The sequence below is a fragment of the Leyella stercorea genome (assembly GCF_019052365.1).
GTDB lineage: Bacteria > Bacteroidota > Bacteroidia > Bacteroidales > Bacteroidaceae > Prevotella.
Window position 1 is genome coordinate 24,176 of the sequence record NZ_JAHQUY010000028.1, and the last position, 15,910, is coordinate 40,085.

The following is a 15,910-nucleotide window of genomic DNA, read 5'->3' on the forward strand; positions in this document are numbered from 1 at the left end:
AAAAAAGTGGCTGCAACAAGCATATTGTCAGAAAAAAGCAGTAAATTTGCAGAATTAACAGCTACTTTTTAAAAACAGCATACAAGGTTGAAAGAATCTACACGAAGTATTAAAAATCAAAATATACAAGCAATGAACCGCAAACTTATCCTTTCGTCAGCAATAGCTCTTGCCAGCCTCACCGCGTCGGCACAGAGCTCAGTAAAGGCGCCTGCCCCTATCCTGCCGCTCCCCGAGCAGAAGCAGATCGACTGGCAGCGCATGGAGACCTACGCCTTCATCCACTTCGGTCTGAACACGTTCAACGACCGCGAATGGGGCTACGGCGACTCCGACCCTGCTACGTTCAACCCCACACGCCTCGACTGCGAGCAGTGGGCAAAGACGCTCGTGGCTGCGGGCATGAAGGGCGTTATTCTCACAGCTAAGCATCACGACGGATTCTGTCTGTGGCCTTTCGAGGGCAACGACTACAACGTGACACGCTCGCCCTACAAGAACGGCAAGGGCAACATCGTGCGCGAACTGTCTGACGCCTGCAAGAAGTACGGACTGAAGTTCGCGGTGTATCTCTCGCCGTGGGACCGATCGCGTGCCGACTATGCTACGCCGGGCTACCTGCCCTACTTCTACGCTCAGCTCCACGACCTGCTCACCAACTACGGCGACGTGTTCGAGGTGTGGTTCGACGGAGCCAACGGCGGCGACGGCTACTATGGCGGAGCAAAGGACTCGCGCACTATCGACCGCAAGAACTACTACAACTACCCGCATATCTTCGCCATGCTCGACAGCATTCAGCCCAACGCCGTGGTGTTCGGCGACGGCGGACCAGGATGCCGCTGGGTAGGCAACGAGAAGGGCTTCGCAGGCGAGACCAACTGGGCGTTCCTGCGCAAGAACACGGTTTATCCGGGCTACCCCAACTACCCCGAACTGCAGTACGGACACGCCGACGGCGACCAGTGGACGGCTGCCGAGTGCGACGTGTCTATCCGTCCGGGATGGTTCTACCATCCGGAGGAGGACGACCGTGTGAAGTCGCCCGAACAGCTTGCCGACCTCTACTACCGCTCGGTGGGTCACAACGCTACGCTGCTGCTCAACTTCCCCGTCGACCGCGAAGGTCTCATCCATCCCATCGACTCGGCTAACGCCGTCAACTTCCACAAGATGATTCAGCGTGAGCTGCAGCATAACCTCGTGGCTGGCATGACACCGAAGGTGAGCAACGAGCGCGGAAAGGCGTTCACAGCAAAGGCGATGACCGACGACTCATGGGACACCTACTGGGCTACTGGCGACGGCGTCACATCGGCTACCATCACGTTCGACTTCAAGAAGCCGCAGCTCATGAACCGCATCATGCTGCAGGAGTACATACCGCTCGGACAGCGCGTGAAGAAGTTCGCCGTAGAGTATCTCGACGGCAAGACATGGCGCAGCGTTGAGCAGGGCGAGGAGACAACCACCATCGGCTACAAGCGCCTGCTGCGCTTCCGCACCGTGGAGGCAAAGAGCGTGCGCGTGCGCATCATCGACTCGCGCGGACCTATCTGCCTCAACAACGTGGGCATCTACTACGGCGGCAAGGACGCACAGCTAACATGGAACCCCACAGCCGAGGCAATAAAGTCTCTGCCGTTCTCTATCCTCGGCGCCGACAAGGCTGAGTGGGATAAGGCTACCGACCGCAACCCGCAGACCGTTTGGTTCTGCAAAGGCAACGAAGTGCTCATCGACCTTGGCAGCGAGCAGGAGATTTCCGCATTGCAGTATCTGCCCGATCAGAGCGAAGGCAGACGCGGACTCATCCATACATACACCATCGCGGCGTGCGACGCCAAGGGCGGCAACGAGCGTGTGCTGAAGAGCGGCGAGTTCTCTAACCTGCAGAACAACCCTATCCTGCAGACCGTATCGTTCAACGCTACAAAGACACGCTACCTGAAGCTGCGCGCCGAGCGCATGGTCGTAGCTGGCGAAGCAATGGGCATCGCCGAACTGGGCGTCAAGTAATATTAAGATAACAATACTAATGGTAGGAGGCTACGGCAGGAATGCCGCAGCCTCCTACTGTTTGTTTTCTGCGCAATTCACTCTTCTTATTCCAACTTTTTGTATATTATTTTAAAATCTCAAATTATTTTTCTAATTTTGCACTTTAAAACAATACATATATAATAATGTCAAGAAAGAAGAAACCACTACCAATACTCGAGAACGTAACTATTGAGGCGGTTGCTGCCGAAGGAAAATCACTGGCACACGTCAACGACATGGTTGTTTTCGTGCCGTTCGCCGTACCCGGCGACGTGGTTGACTTGCAGGTGCGCAAGAAGAAGCACAGCTACTGCGAGGCTGAAGTAATACGCTTCATCAAGAAGAGCGACGTACGCACAGAGCCGATGTGCGAGCATTTCGGCATCTGCGGCGGATGCAAATGGCAGAACCTGCCCTACGAGGAGCAGCTGAAGGCTAAGCAGAAGCAGGTGTTCGACCAGCTCACACGCATCGGCAAGATAGATCTGCCGGAGTTCATGCCTATCATGGGCTCGGTGCACATCAAGGAATACCGCAACAAGCTGGAATTCGGCTGCTGCAACAAGCGCTGGCTCACACGCGAGCAGATTGCCGAGGGCACGCAGTTCGACAACATGAACGGCATCGGATTCCACATCACCGGAGCCTTCGACAAGATTCTGCCTATCGAGAAGTGCTGGCTCATGGACGACCTGCACAACAAGATTCGCAACGCCATACGCGACTATGCCTTCTCTACCGGCATGACCTTCTTCGACCTCAGACAGCAGCACGGACTGCTGCGCGACACCATGATACGCAACTCGAACACGGGCGAGTGGATGGTGCTCATACAGTTCCACTACGACGAGGAGGGCGACGAGCAGCGCGCCAAGGCGTTGCTGCAGCACATCGCCGACAAGTTCCCCGAGATAACATCGCTCATGTACGTCGACAACCAGAAGTGCAACGACACCTTCGGCGACCTCGACCTCTCTGTCTTCAAGGGCAACGACCACATCTTCGAGACAATGGAGGACCTGCGCTTCAAGGTCGGTCCGAAGAGCTTCTACCAGACCAACACCGAGCAGGCTTATCACCTCTACTCGGTGGCTCGCAACTTCGCCAAGCTCACCGGCGACGAACTGGTGTACGACCTCTATACCGGTACGGGCACCATCGCCAACTTCGTGGCTCGTCAGGCACGCGAGGTTATCGGCATCGAGTACGTTCCTGAGGCTATCGAGGACGCAAAGGTGAACTCTGAGGTGAACAACATCAGCAACACCAAGTTCTACGCCGGCGACATGAAGGACATTCTCAACGACGAGTTCATCGAGAAGCACGGACGCCCCGACGTAATCATCACCGACCCACCACGCGCCGGTATGCACCAGGACGTGATAGACACCATCCTGCGCGCTCACCCGAAGCGCATCGTCTACGTCAGCTGCAACCCGTCTACGCAGGCACGCGACCTGCAGGCGCTCGATGTGGCTTACAAGGTGATGGCGGTACAGCCTGTGGACATGTTCCCGCATACGCCGCACGTGGAGAACGTAGTTCTTTTGGAAGAAAAGCCGTAGGTTTTTCTTCCAAAAGAACAATTTTGAATTTTGAGTTTTGAATTTTGAATTGTCGGCTACGCCGATTAGGAATTAATCAATTTGGAATTTTGAATTCGCAACTCTCAACTCAAAATTCAAAACTCAAAATTGCCGAAGGCAACAATTCAAAACTCAAAATTCAAAACTCAAAACTCATAATGAAAACATTAGCAACTCTCGCACTCGCCGCTCTCACTTTCGGCAGTGTGTCAGCACAAGAGAAAGAAGCTAAGCTGAAGGTGCTCAGCGACATCAAGTTCAGCGGTTACATCATGTCGCAGTATCAGTACAGCGACAAGGAAAGCAACAAGGGCGAAAAGGATATCAACTCGTTCAACATACGCATGGTGCGTATGGCGCTCGAAGGACGACTCGCAGGCGACTTCTACTGGAAGGCGCAGCTGCAGGTGAACGGCAACACCTCTAACCTCACCGTGTCGCCACGAATGGTCGACGCGTTCGCCGAGTGGCAGAAGTACGATGCGTTCAAGGTGAAGGCGGGTCAGTTCAAGCGTCCGTTCACCTTCGAGAACCCCATGCACCCCATTACGCAGGGCTTTATGAGCTACTCGCAGAACGTCACTAAGCTCGCCGGATTCAGCGACCGCAACGGCGAACACTCAAGCAACGGACGCGACATCGGCGTGCAGCTGCAGGGCGACCTGCTCAAGGCTGCCGACGGACACCACTACCTACACTATCAGGTGGGCGTCTTCAACGGTCAGGGCACTAACATGAAGGATGTAGACCAGCGTAAGGACGTCATCGGCGGCGTATGGGTGGCTCCCGTGAAGGGTCTGCGCATCGGCGCCTTCGGCTGGACCGGTTCATATGCTCGCAAGGGCACATGGACTGAGGTAGACGCTAACGGCGTGGAGCAGACAAAGAACGGTGTGCGCTCGCTCGAGAAGAACCGCTATGCCATCAGCGCCGAGTATGCAGCTCACGACTGGACAGTGCGTTCGGAGTATATCCACAGTCAGGGCTACGGCTTCAAGACGTCTAACGCTTCGGGCAAGGAGACCGACTGCACTATCAACTACGCTGCTGGCGACAAGGCTGACGGTTTCTACGCACTCATGATTGCGCCGGTTATTAGCAAGAAACTCTATGCAAAGGCTCGCTACGACCTCTACCGCCCGCAAGCCGATTGGCACACTTCGAAGACTCAGTACGAGATCGGTGCCAACTATTGGATTGGCAAGCACGTCATGGTGGCTGCCGAATACGCGCGCGTCAACGACCGCAGTCTGAACAAGTCGAACTATAACATGTTCGACCTGCAGCTCGACGTGAAGTTCTAAACGCAAACCCCACGAGATTTTTTCTTGATTTGTCAAACAATTAAAAACTCTCATACGATGCCTGAACATAAACACAAGCACAGCCGCAGACAGCGCCGCGACGAGATAGACATCTTCCGCGAGAACAATCTGCGCGCTATACACAGAAGGAAGCAGTACGCACGAATAATGTTCGTCGTGGTGTCGATAATCGCCGCTCTCATGCTGGCGCTGGTATACGCTGCCTACTTCCTCGACAAATAAGAAACTCTCACCCTGTATAACTTTTAAAAACTGACACTACAAAGATGACAAACAAATCATTAGCAGCCCTCTTCTTCGGCTGCATCCTCACAGCCTCTGCCGCTTCCGCGCAGTCGCTGCTCCCAAAGCCGCAGTCGTTCGTTGCGGGCAAGGGCGCGTTCAGCACCGACGCAAAGCTGAAGGTTGTCAACGAGGTTGGCGCCGAGGCAGAGAACATCTACTCGAAACAGTTCACAGCCAACACCGCAGACGACGCTCGTCAGGTGGTGCGCTTCACACGTCTCGACGGCGCTTCATCGCCCGAGGCTTACCGCCTTCATGTCACTAAGGACACGCTGCTCATCAGCGCCGCTTCTGCCGACGGATTCCGCTTCGCTTGGCAGACCGTAAAACAGCTGAAGCAGAAGAACGCCGTCATGGCTTGCGACGTCGTTGACGCTCCGGCTTTCAAGTGGCGCTCGCTCATGCTCGACGTGTCGCGCCACTTCCAGCCCATTTCGTTCCTCAAGAAGCAGATCGACGTCATGGCGCAGTACAAGTTCAACCGACTCCACCTTCACCTCACCGACGCTGCCGGATGGCGCATCGAGATTAAGCGCTACCCGCGTCTCACCGAGTTCGCTGCGTGGCGCGAAGGAAAGACATGGAAGGAGTGGAGCAAGCTCGGATGCAAGTATATGCACGAGGGCGAAGCTGGCGCTTACGGCGGCTACTACACTCAGGCCGAGCTGCGCGACCTCGTGAAGTACGCCGCTGAGCGTGGCATCACCATCGTGCCCGAAATCGAGATGCCGGGCCACTCGGCTGAGGTGCTCACCGCCTACCCCGAACTCTCTTGCACGCACGAACCATACAAGCAGATGGACTTCTGCCCGGGCAGCGTCGCTACATACGACTTCCTCGAGAACGTGCTGAAAGAGGTGATGGACATCTTCCCATCTAAGTACATCCACGTCGGTGGCGACGAGGCTGACAAGGCTTCATGGCCTTCTTGTCCGCTCTGCCAGCAGAAGATGAAGGAGCTGGGCACAGACAAGGACGGTCTGCAGGCGCACCTCATCGCCCACTTCGGCAAGTTCCTCACCGAACACGGACGACAGCTCGTAGGTTGGGACGAAGTGATTGCGGGCAACCTCGAGAAGAACACCACCGTAATGGTTTGGCGCGGTCTCGAAAAGGCGCAAGAGGCCATCGACCACGGCTACGACGTAGTGCTCTCGCCCAGCGGCTACTGGTATCTCGACTACTATCAGGACGCACCCGACACTCAGCCTGAGGCTATCGGCGGTTTCCTTCCGCTCGAAAAGGTATACAGCTACGTGCCTGGCGGCACTCTGCCCGAGGACGTACGCAACAAGATCACCGGCGTGCAAGCTAACCTCTGGACCGAATACGTGCCTACAGCTGAGCATGTAGAATATATGCTCTATCCGCGTGCTCTGGCTATCGCCGAGATCGGATGGAACGGCACAAAGACCAAGAACTACCCCGAGTTCCGCAAGCGTGCCATCGTCGAGTGTGAGCGTCTGCACAAGCAGGGCGTCAACACCTTCGACCTCAAGAAGGAGCGCGGCGAACGCCCAGAGTCGTTCAAGACTACCAAGCACAAGGCGCTCGGTTGCAACATCACCTTCAACCACCGCTACGAGGACAAGTACAAGGCGCAGGGCGACAAGACTCTCGTAGACGGACAGCACGGCGGATGGACATACGGCGACCAGAAATGGCAGGGCTTCCTCGGCAACAAGGGCTACTGCCTCGACCTCACCATCGATCTCGGCAAGGTGCAGAAAATTTCGTCTGTGGCTGCCGACTTCATGCAGGCGTACGGAGCATGGGTGTTCTTCCCGTCTGAGTACAAGATTTCGTTCAGCGAGGACGGCAAGAACTTCAAGGAGGTCTACAGCAAGTCTACTCCCGTCGACCGCGACATACAGCTCGGCTTCCGCAACTTCGCATGGAAGGGCAAAGCCAGCACACGCTATATCCGCGTGCAGGGCAGCACTACCGAGGACGGTGGATGGCTCTTCACCGACGAAATCGTCGTGAAGTAACATAAGAGCCTACCCCGTAGGAGGCTACGGCATTCCTGCCGTTGCCACACCCCACAATTACAACCACAAAGAAAATCCGCTTAATCCGCTTAATCTGTTGTTAAACAACCTCAACCAAACAACCGATTAACCCGATTAAACGGATTTTTTCATCCTAACTCCCCAAAAAAACTTAAAATCTTTTTATTTTTTCACCTTTTTATTTTTTTACGTTCATATTTTCGCTATATTTGCCCCAACCAAACACAAAAACGTTAAACTAAAACCACAACCACTATGAAAACCTTAAAACTCGGAATGCGTGACGCCGCAGTAAAGATACTACAAACAGAACTCAACCGTATTGGTAACAAGCTAACCGCTGACGGAGCATTCGGCCCCGGCACACTCGCCGCTGTAAAGGCATTCCAGCAAAGTCTAAAACTCGTAGCTGACGGCATCGTCGGTTACTCTACATGGCAGGCGCTCTTCTTCCATCAGCGCCCAGCAGCCGCACGACTCACCGAAGACGACTTCCGATTAGCCGCTCTCCTACTCGACTGCGAGACAGCAGCGCTCAAGTCAGTGCAGAAAGTGGAGACAGCCGGACGCGGAGGATTCCTCGCCGCAGGCAAGCCGCAACTACTCTTCGAAGGTCATATCTTCTGGCGACAGCTGCAGCTGCGCAAAATAGATCCTGCCAAATACCAGGCAGCAAACGCCTCCATACTCTACCCGAAGTGGACAAAGACCCACTACAAAGGTGGCATCGGCGAATACGCTCGCCTCGAGCAGGCACGCAAGATAAACGCTGACGCAGCCAACGCATCGGCAAGTTGGGGAATGTTCCAGATTATGGGCTTCCAGTACGCACTCTGCGGATTCAAAACCGTAGCGCAGTTCGTAAGCGCTATGTGCCAGAGCGAACGCAGTCAGTTGCTCGCCTTCTGCCGATTCATAACAAAGAACCCGCAGATGCACGCCGCACTACAAGCAAAGAAGTGGGCTACCTTCGCACGTCTATACAACGGAAGCGAATACGCCAAGAACCAGTACGACACAAAACTGCTCAACGCTTACAAGGCGTACGCAGCTAAGTAAGACTCTCATAACAAACATCCCAACAACACGACACAAAAAAACATTAACACAAACAGACTTGGCAAGAATTTATAAGGTTCTATCTTGTCAGTAGGTCTAAGCAAAGAACCTATAACTTTTTAAAACTTAAACCTATGGATGTAGCAAACAAATCTATCGGTACACTGCAGGGTATTCCTTTTAAAAACCTTATCGGCGGTCCGCTTAGCGCTTGTATTCAAGCGCAGAACGATGCAGCAATGACAAGTATCAACTTCATCAACAATGTATGTCTGAACGAAGACAAGGAGACTGGCGAAAAGTCGGCTATCTATGTTAGCTTCAGCTTTATTCAGAATGGTCGCAAGGTGGTTATCAACGTTCCGCTGATAGCTATCGTTCCGATTCCGTATATCGCAATCAACAGCGTTGACATTAATTTCAAAGCCACAGTCAATGGTGTAGAATGCGAATCTAACGAAGACACGTATTCAGAAGAGTACAAACGAGACACAAGCACTAAGAGCCAAAAGAGAAGAGGATTCTTTCTTAACAAAAATAAGAAAGAGACAAAAATAAACACATCATTCTCTACAAAGCGCGACTCTAAGAGCACGCAGGACTCGAAGTTCAGCGTAGAGGCAACTATCGACGTTGCTGTACACGCAGGTCAGGAGTCAATGCCTGCTGGCATGGCAAAGATTCTCGAGATGCTCGGAGCGGCTATGGACCTTTGTTCACCCGACGGCGAACTGAGCGTGAACGACACAACGTTCTACGCTGAGAAGGCCCCGAGTAGTACACCGAATGACATTATATACCTGCCAGTCAAGGTTATTGCCCAGTACAAGACTCCTGAAGGCTTGTATGATGCAACAAACATCATGTGTGACAATGGCATCACTGGTGAAGAAAACAAGATGGACAAGACCAGAGAGTTTGAAATTACCCTTCCCAAAAACACTGGTGCGCAGGGTAAACAATATGTGATTTCTTGTGGTGATGTTCAAAAGGTTACGATAACCGTGTTACCAAAGCCTTAAGAAGTGGCATAAACCATCAAATGATGCCTCGTAAAGAGTGCATCTATTCGTTAACATTTAACTCTAAAGGTTATGGCAAAGATTGATACGACACCTTCTACCGTCGCGAACAATGCCTTACAGTCACTACCTTTTGGCACTCTCATCGGCGGACCGCTTTCTGCTTGTGTCGAAGCGCAGAAACAAGCGGCGCTAACATCGTGGGAGTTCATACGAGACGTAGGACTCACGGACACTGAAGACGGCGGGAAAAAGGCTATATACGTGAACTTCGAATACCGTAAAGACGGTCATTCGGCGACTCTCAGTCTGCCATTGCTGACAATTGTGCCTATTCCATACATGGCAATTCGCGAGATTGACATCGCATTCAAGGCGCGCATCTCGGCGGCATCTGCCACATCGCAGACCGACAAGAAGTCGACCGCTATGGAGATGGGAATGAAATCGAACACCAGTGTCAATATCGGCATTGTGAAATCGAGTTTGGAACTGAGCACAAGCATATCGAGTAAGAAGGACTCCACCGCTACACGCGAATCTAAGTACAGCGTGGAGTACACTATGGACGTGAACGTTAAGGCGGGTCAGGACGATATGCCGGCAGGCATGGCTAAAGTGTTAGAAATGCTGAACACCTCTATCGACTCTATCAACACAAAGGGTGAGCTGAACGTGTCTAACCAGGTGGTAAGCCTGAAGGATGGCGGCAGCACTTATATTTCGTACAAGAATACAGAGGGGTACTACGCTCCACAAGATATCAAGTTATACAAATATGAGGACTTTAAACCTGCAGAAGAATTGACATCTACTGACTTACAAAAGGCTGCTGACGACTCAGGCATTCTGTGTGTGTTCAAGAACGAGGGATTCTATTGTGCAAAGGCTGGCGAAAGAATGCTGGTCATTAACGTAACTAAATAGTAACCGACTATGTCAGATAATGAGAATAACAACAATGATTTGATGTCGGACGGTGGCTCATCACCACCTACGGATCAAGTTTCACAAACTGATGCACCAGCGGTTGGCTCTGAAAACAACGACACAAGCTCAGCGGAGAAGGAAGAAGAGAAGCCACAGGCTCCTTCTGCAGACAATGACAAAGATGAAGGTCAAGGTCAAGAAACTGAAGGAGGAGAAAAGCCTGACGGAAACAAGAAGGAAGATAAGAACGACCTTTCCGATCAACTTAAAGAAGCCGGCAAGTCTTTAACCCAAAAATATAATGAGCTTTTGGAAGCTAAAAAGAACGATAATAAAAAGGATTCCTTAGGCGATCAGATGAAAGATCTGAACGAAGTGCAGGTTGACAAAGCTTTCGTTTCCGACTCTATTAATCTGTTGGGCAAAATCTCTTTCGACGAACTTATCGGCAATCCGCTCCGTGCTGCTGTGAAAGCGCAGCGCGACCTGGCAAAGGAAACGCTTAGCTACATACGCGAAGAAGGCATAAAAGTGGACGAAGACGGACAAGGACAGATAACTTACGTTACGATGAACTTCTTCCGCGACGGCAAGCAGGTGAAGATGCGTGTGCCGCTTCTCACATTGATGCCGGTTCCGCGACTCTCCATCTCTACGATGAGCTATACGTTCAAGGCTAAGGTGAACGCTATGTCTGGAGTTGTTGCTTCGGTAGGCAGCGGTGGCACACCCATCAACGCCGGAATGTCAACAGACAACGGCAGCAAGTCGGCAGTTTCGGCAAAACCGGCTAAGGACTCTTCTGCGAAAGGCAATAACGAAGAAACTGGAGACAAGCCTGCTACTTCAACAGACAATTCCGCTGCTTCATCAAACAAAACTGCTACAAGTGCTGCTGGCGCTAAGCCTACGATAGCTACGACACCGACAATGTCCGTCGGCTACTCGTCGAAGAAAGACTCCGGCGCAACTCGCGACTCGCGCTACAGCGTGGAGACGACGATGGACATCAGCATCACAGCCAGCGAAGGCGAGATGCCACGCGGCATCGACCGATTGCTTGGAGTGCTCGACGACTCGACAGAAGTGATCGACCCGAAGGGCACGCTACAAGTTTCGGCAGATCGTATATCGCTCGTGAACAACTACGGAGTCATATCTGTATCATACCGCAACGGCAAAGGCGCTTACGCACCAACAGAAGTCACCTGCGACCCGATTGAAGGCGAAGCAAAGCCCGACATGCTGGAGAGTGGCGACGAAATGCTGCTTATCTTCAAGGCTAAAGGTGTCTACATGGTTTCCGCCGGCGAACTGACTCGCATTGTATTTGTATCATAAAAACCCATTTAAGTATGGCAAGACTACAAGATGTTATAGCCTCAGTGCTGCGCGACGTTCTGTCTGCGCAGCACCAGGCAAACCTATTAACAGAGTCGCTCGCCGACCAGTATCGTGAAGCGGGCGTCATGCACCAACTCAATCTGCCCGCCGTGACAATCGGCGACCTTGAGTTGTCGTTCCGTTTCGCAATCGAAGACACTTGCGAACTGTTCGAAGAAAAGTCGGAAGACGAAATAAAGGCGTTGGACGTGATTGTGGACGCCGAACAGCTGGCAGAACTGCCAGAGAGCGCTATACACAACATCACGCTGAAGGTGTCTACGCGCAACGGCGTAAAGATTTCTGAAACATAAAACCTCTGATAATACGACTATGGCTGATATTGACAACAACCAAAATGCGGAGAATACGCAACTGCCAGCCGAATTTAACGATTCGACTGATATGAACTTGGCAGACATGCTGAGCGCATTGATTGAGTCGACTATCGCAGCCGACCAGAAGGCAGCCGAGGATTATCTGGATGTGTTGCGTACGTATGCGTTGGAACCTGCGAACGGTTCGAACGGACACGAACGGCTGAAGATGGTCGACTTCGAGATGACCGACTCTAACGGACGCGAGCAAATAGTGTCTATTCCGAAACTCTCGCTGTTGCCGCTACCTTTGCTGCGTGTGGCAGAAGCTACGTTCGACATCGAAGCGCAAATCGACATTTCTACTGCGACAAAGCATGATGTGAAGGAATTCGAGGAGAACTACCCTATCTACAACCAAAAGAAGAAAAAGACAAGCATCGACGACCTCAGCAAGGAAGAGCAAGAAATATTGCTGAAAAAAATCAAGTCGCTTGCAGGTATTCGTGTACGACTTGGCAACCAACGCACGCCGAAAAAGAGAAATCCTTTGCTACGCAGCGGAAAGACTACAACGAACGAAACCACCTCGATGCAGAAGATGACGAACGTGAAGGTGCACATAAAACTCGAACCGGTGCTGCTGCCCGACGGCATGCGCGGTCTGCTACAAGCCACCGAGAACACTATCAAGGTGGTGGATAAACAGAACTAACAAATTAATAACAAAAACCATTAACACTTTCAGCTATGATGAACAACAATCAGCAAAAGACCCCAGGACTCAACTGTCCGCAGTGTGGAGCATTCATTCCTACATCCATCCCCGAACTGCTTTATTCAAGCGGACTTCACTGTATGCATTGCGGTCTGACACTCACTATAAACCGCAACGAATCGAAACGTGCGATGGAGATACTGAAAAACGTAAACGATGCACAGCAAAACCTGAACAAGGCAAGTTCTTTCCAACGATAAATACTATAGACTATGGCAGATGGACCTAATACAAACTCTGGTAGCAAGGTCGCGAGCGCCCTCAATTCCATTCCTTTTGGAAACATCATAGGCGGTCCGCTGGCTGCGTGCGTACGTGCTCAAGCAGAGGCTGCGCAAACCACCATCGACTTCATACGCGGCTTTACAATGACCAACTCAGAACTCGATCCGGAAGGCGTCGAGCCAATCACCGTCACCTTTACATTCATCATGAATGGAGAGAAAACACGCATGACAGTGCCGCTTATGACCATCGTGCCTATTCCATATATGCACATCGACTACGTCAACCTGAACTTCACAGCGGATATCACTGCATGCGACGACGGAAAGATGGAGGCGAAATATGCTACGGAAGGCTATACACGCACCGAGGACGACGAGCAATCGGTATCTGTTGAGAGCAAGATGGGCATCAATGTACGCGCCTCAACAAGCTCTATGCCTTCTGGCATGGCGAAGATGCTCGAATTCTTCACAAACAATCTCATCGTGCACGATACGCTCACGCCTCAGCAGGTGGAGGACATGAAACGAGAAGCTGAACGCAAACGCCTCGAACACATTAAAAATAAAGAGCGTATGGTGGGTGCTCTTGTAAATGCTTTGGCTGAATACAAAAAGCAAGAGTCTGAACGTGAAGAGCAGAGAAGGAACGAAGAACTGAAGAAACAAGAAGAACTGAGAAAGCAAGAGGAGGAACGCAAGAAGAAGGAAGAGCAGGAAAGACTTGAGAAACTGCGCAGAGAAGAGGAAGCTCGAAAGAAGGAAGAAGAACGACTCGAAAAAATGCGCATAGAGGCCGAACTGCAGAAAAAACAAGAGCAGGAAAGACTCGAGAAACTGCGCAGAGAAGAGGAAGCTCGAAAGAAGAAGGAAGAAGAAGAGCAAAAGAAGAGAGATTGGGACAAATTCATTGAGCAAAGAAAGATGGCCAACCTTGCAAGCCGCATAAGCAAAGTGCATGTTGACCCTCAAAAACCATTCGCATTGCCTCCGACAAATAGCGGAAAACCTCACCCTTGCTGTACATTCGATCCTACTCAAAGCATAAAATGGAACATTGACCGCCAGGAAAGACTGCGCAAAGCATGCAAGAAGAAAGACTGGCTGCGAAATCATCTGATACGTGCACTTTATACGGCATACTACATATACCCGTATGACATCAACTCAAAAGAAGGCAAACGTATTCTTAAAAGAGAATTGGAGGCTTTCGAAAAACGCCCCAACGGATGGTATACGTATGGCGAACCATATAACAACACCATAACCAACGGCTATCGTAGAAACGGTGCCATCGACACGGCATACACGGAGTTCGTTAGTTATATATTAGAAAACGAACGCAAACGCAATAAGTAATGGACGATCAAGAAAAAAAGCACGACAACTTTTGGCTCTCTGAGATGATACGCAATACGCTCTCCGTATGCAACACTGAACAGCAAAAGGCAACGGAGATGGCGATAGAGATGATCGGGCGTGAGGCGTTCTGCGACAACGGCGAACGCTCAGAGCCGGTCATGGTGGCTTTTGCTCTACAGATGAACGGACAAAGCTATACTATGCGTGTGCCGCTGCTCTCGCTCGTGCCGCTGCCGTTCCTACAGATTGACAACGCCAACCTCAGCTTCTTCGTCAGCATCATGTCCTCTAAGACCAACCGACTGCAGGGACTGAAGGTCTCGCTCTCGCCATCCAACAAGCAGCTCGAGGAGTCTGCCGTCTCTCAGTACGACCTGCGCAACAACATACGTGTAGAGATAAAGGCTGAAGCGCAACTGCCCTCACCCGGACTCGCCCGACTGCTGCAGATTGCCGCCGCAAACGGCATGAGCATCCGACCGCTCCACTCTGCAACGCCGCCCGACACGCCCAACAACACCCTATAAGAACAATAATATTTTTACAATAACCCTCTAAACCCAAGAATATGGCTCTACCCGTTGACAACCAAGAAAGCCTTCTTCAAGAGCTCGACTTCAACCGCATACTCGGCGCTCCGCTCTCAGCCTGCGTCAACGCGCAAGAAGAAGCGGCGCAGGCCACACTACAATACCTCAACGAGGTGGTATTCACACAGACTGGCGACGACGACTCCAGCCTCGAACCCGTCACCGTCTCGTTCTACTTCGAGTCAGCAGGACAAGTTCATCGCATCGTCATGCCGCTGCTCCTCATCGTGCCCGTACCTTATCTGCAGATAGACCGCGTCGACCTCACATTTCAGGCCACCGTCACAGAGAGCCGGATGAATCACGACACAAGAAAGCTCTCTCTGAAAGCCAAATACTCTGCGCCTGGCGACTCTGCCGAAGTGAGCAAGGAGACGAAAGCCGAGTACATGAACAAGCGCTGCATCGACATCAATCTCAGCGTTACTTCAGCCGATATGCCGATGGGCATCTCGAAGCTCCTCGAAATCTTCAACAACCAACTCGTTGAGGTGAAGCCCGACGAGCCCGAAGTGCTACCCGAGCCAACACCAGCAGAGAAGCCAAAGCCCACAGAGCAACCTACCGAAAACAAGGCTGCTACTCCAACAACACCTAAGCCCGAAAAGGAAGAGAAGAAGGAGGAGCAGAAGCCTGAAGAGCCGAAGACAGAGGAAGTGAAGCAGCCCGAAATGAAGTACAACATACTCCTGCTGGGCAAGATAACCAACGCCCAAAAGTCCGACATACTCAACATCGTCAGCAGGTATTGCCGCTCGAGCTACAAGCTCTCGCCCTCAGCGCTCAACAACATACTGAAGGCTAAGAAGCACACCATCCCCGTAGAGGACACACAGGAAAACGTCAAGACAATTATCGACGCCCTCAAGCAAAAGAAGATTGCAGCAAGCGCCGTCGAAGTATAAAAGTTGCAACCTTCGCATTCATAGTTTTTAACCCAAATCGGTCATTAGGATTTCTCTGTGTCGTACGGCAAAGAGAAATCCTTTAA

15 protein-coding genes are annotated in these 15,910 nt (G+C 51.7%); all 15 read left to right on the forward strand.

All coding sequences use genetic code 11. The annotated features are described in order from the left end of the window. The first annotated feature begins 132 nt into the window (after nucleotides 1-132). The 15 genes from KTQ90_RS06790 to KTQ90_RS06860 all read left to right on the forward strand — a co-directional run bounded on the left by KTQ90_RS06790 (nucleotide 133) and on the right by KTQ90_RS06860 (nucleotide 15,824). Nucleotides 133-2,019 carry an alpha-L-fucosidase gene (locus tag KTQ90_RS06790; RefSeq protein WP_217317703.1) on the forward strand — a complete coding sequence of 629 codons (1,887 nt, stop codon included), beginning with the start codon at nucleotides 133-135 and terminating at the stop codon, nucleotides 2,017-2,019. A 167-nt stretch (nucleotides 2,020-2,186) separates the two neighbouring features. Then, nucleotides 2,187-3,608: a 23S rRNA (uracil(1939)-C(5))-methyltransferase RlmD gene (rlmD, locus tag KTQ90_RS06795; RefSeq protein ID WP_217317704.1), complete on the forward strand. Its 1,422-nt coding sequence runs from the start codon at nucleotides 2,187-2,189 to the stop codon at nucleotides 3,606-3,608. 179 nt (nucleotides 3,609-3,787) lie between these two features. After that, nucleotides 3,788-4,933, forward strand: a complete 1,146-nt coding sequence (locus tag KTQ90_RS06800; protein ID WP_217317705.1) for a porin — start codon at nucleotides 3,788-3,790, stop codon at nucleotides 4,931-4,933. A gap of 57 nt (nucleotides 4,934-4,990) precedes the next feature. Continuing rightward, the gene (locus KTQ90_RS06805) at nucleotides 4,991-5,176 is read left to right on the forward strand and encodes a hypothetical protein (RefSeq protein WP_217317706.1); all 186 of its coding nucleotides are present in this window, start codon (nucleotides 4,991-4,993) and stop codon (nucleotides 5,174-5,176) included. 44 nt (nucleotides 5,177-5,220) lie between these two features. Beyond that, nucleotides 5,221-7,230, forward strand: a complete 2,010-nt coding sequence (locus KTQ90_RS06810) for a glycoside hydrolase family 20 protein (protein ID WP_217317707.1) — start codon at nucleotides 5,221-5,223, stop codon at nucleotides 7,228-7,230. Nucleotides 7,231-7,506: 276 nt separating this feature from the next. Next, nucleotides 7,507-8,310 carry an N-acetylmuramidase domain-containing protein gene (locus tag KTQ90_RS06815; protein ID WP_254359463.1) on the forward strand — a complete coding sequence of 268 codons (804 nt, stop codon included), beginning with the start codon at nucleotides 7,507-7,509 and terminating at the stop codon, nucleotides 8,308-8,310. A 134-nt stretch (nucleotides 8,311-8,444) separates the two neighbouring features. Then, complete coding sequence (locus KTQ90_RS06820; protein WP_217317708.1) at nucleotides 8,445-9,332, forward strand: DUF2589 domain-containing protein; 888 nt, start codon at nucleotides 8,445-8,447, stop codon at nucleotides 9,330-9,332. 72 nt (nucleotides 9,333-9,404) lie between these two features. Next, nucleotides 9,405-10,259, forward strand: a complete 855-nt coding sequence (locus KTQ90_RS06825) for a DUF2589 domain-containing protein (RefSeq protein WP_217317709.1) — start codon at nucleotides 9,405-9,407, stop codon at nucleotides 10,257-10,259. Nucleotides 10,260-10,268: 9 nt separating this feature from the next. Beyond that, the gene (locus KTQ90_RS06830) at nucleotides 10,269-11,603 is read left to right on the forward strand and encodes a DUF2589 domain-containing protein (RefSeq protein ID WP_217317710.1); all 1,335 of its coding nucleotides are present in this window, start codon (nucleotides 10,269-10,271) and stop codon (nucleotides 11,601-11,603) included. A 14-nt stretch (nucleotides 11,604-11,617) separates the two neighbouring features. Beyond that, nucleotides 11,618-11,959: a hypothetical protein gene (locus tag KTQ90_RS06835; RefSeq protein WP_217317711.1), complete on the forward strand. Its 342-nt coding sequence runs from the start codon at nucleotides 11,618-11,620 to the stop codon at nucleotides 11,957-11,959. A gap of 19 nt (nucleotides 11,960-11,978) precedes the next feature. Continuing rightward, entirely contained in the window at nucleotides 11,979-12,677 is a 699-nt protein-coding gene (locus KTQ90_RS06840) for a DUF2589 domain-containing protein (RefSeq protein ID WP_217317712.1), read from the forward strand. A gap of 35 nt (nucleotides 12,678-12,712) precedes the next feature. Further along, on the forward strand, nucleotides 12,713-12,940 hold the full coding sequence (locus tag KTQ90_RS06845) for a hypothetical protein (protein ID WP_022158446.1): 228 nt from the start codon (nucleotides 12,713-12,715) through the stop codon (nucleotides 12,938-12,940). Between the two features lie 12 nt (nucleotides 12,941-12,952). Then, a complete protein-coding gene (locus KTQ90_RS13725; RefSeq protein WP_254359465.1) occupies nucleotides 12,953-14,326 on the forward strand; it encodes a DUF2589 domain-containing protein in 1,374 nt (457 codons plus the stop codon). Continuing rightward, nucleotides 14,326-14,856, forward strand: coding sequence for a DUF2589 domain-containing protein (locus KTQ90_RS06855; protein ID WP_217317713.1), 531 nt, complete (start codon nucleotides 14,326-14,328; stop codon nucleotides 14,854-14,856). Before KTQ90_RS13725 ends, KTQ90_RS06855 begins: the two co-directional genes overlap by 1 nt. Nucleotides 14,857-14,897: 41 nt before the next feature. Next, nucleotides 14,898-15,824, forward strand: a complete 927-nt coding sequence (locus KTQ90_RS06860; RefSeq protein ID WP_217317714.1) for a DUF2589 domain-containing protein — start codon at nucleotides 14,898-14,900, stop codon at nucleotides 15,822-15,824. Nucleotides 15,825-15,910: the final 86 nt, after the last annotated feature.

What these genes read in the sequence shown, in the direction of transcription:
- KTQ90_RS13725 (WP_254359465.1), top strand. Translation starts at nt 12,953, where the DNA reads ATGGCAGATGGACCTAATACAAACTCTGGTAGCAAGGTCGCGAGCGCC.
- KTQ90_RS06855 (WP_217317713.1), top strand. Translation starts at nt 14,326, where the DNA reads ATGGACGATCAAGAAAAAAAGCACGACAACTTTTGGCTCTCTGAGATG.
- rlmD (WP_217317704.1), top strand. Translation starts at nt 2,187, where the DNA reads ATGTCAAGAAAGAAGAAACCACTACCAATACTCGAGAACGTAACTATT.
- KTQ90_RS06830 (WP_217317710.1), top strand. Translation starts at nt 10,269, where the DNA reads ATGTCAGATAATGAGAATAACAACAATGATTTGATGTCGGACGGTGGC.
- KTQ90_RS06815 (WP_254359463.1), top strand. Translation starts at nt 7,507, where the DNA reads ATGAAAACCTTAAAACTCGGAATGCGTGACGCCGCAGTAAAGATACTA.
- KTQ90_RS06810 (WP_217317707.1), top strand. Translation starts at nt 5,221, where the DNA reads ATGACAAACAAATCATTAGCAGCCCTCTTCTTCGGCTGCATCCTCACA.
- KTQ90_RS06800 (WP_217317705.1), top strand. Translation starts at nt 3,788, where the DNA reads ATGAAAACATTAGCAACTCTCGCACTCGCCGCTCTCACTTTCGGCAGT.
- KTQ90_RS06845 (WP_022158446.1), top strand. Translation starts at nt 12,713, where the DNA reads ATGATGAACAACAATCAGCAAAAGACCCCAGGACTCAACTGTCCGCAG.
- KTQ90_RS06840 (WP_217317712.1), top strand. Translation starts at nt 11,979, where the DNA reads ATGGCTGATATTGACAACAACCAAAATGCGGAGAATACGCAACTGCCA.
- KTQ90_RS06860 (WP_217317714.1), top strand. Translation starts at nt 14,898, where the DNA reads ATGGCTCTACCCGTTGACAACCAAGAAAGCCTTCTTCAAGAGCTCGAC.
- KTQ90_RS06790 (WP_217317703.1), top strand. Translation starts at nt 133, where the DNA reads ATGAACCGCAAACTTATCCTTTCGTCAGCAATAGCTCTTGCCAGCCTC.
- KTQ90_RS06825 (WP_217317709.1), top strand. Translation starts at nt 9,405, where the DNA reads ATGGCAAAGATTGATACGACACCTTCTACCGTCGCGAACAATGCCTTA.
- KTQ90_RS06820 (WP_217317708.1), top strand. Translation starts at nt 8,445, where the DNA reads ATGGATGTAGCAAACAAATCTATCGGTACACTGCAGGGTATTCCTTTT.
- KTQ90_RS06835 (WP_217317711.1), top strand. Translation starts at nt 11,618, where the DNA reads ATGGCAAGACTACAAGATGTTATAGCCTCAGTGCTGCGCGACGTTCTG.
- KTQ90_RS06805 (WP_217317706.1), top strand. Translation starts at nt 4,991, where the DNA reads ATGCCTGAACATAAACACAAGCACAGCCGCAGACAGCGCCGCGACGAG.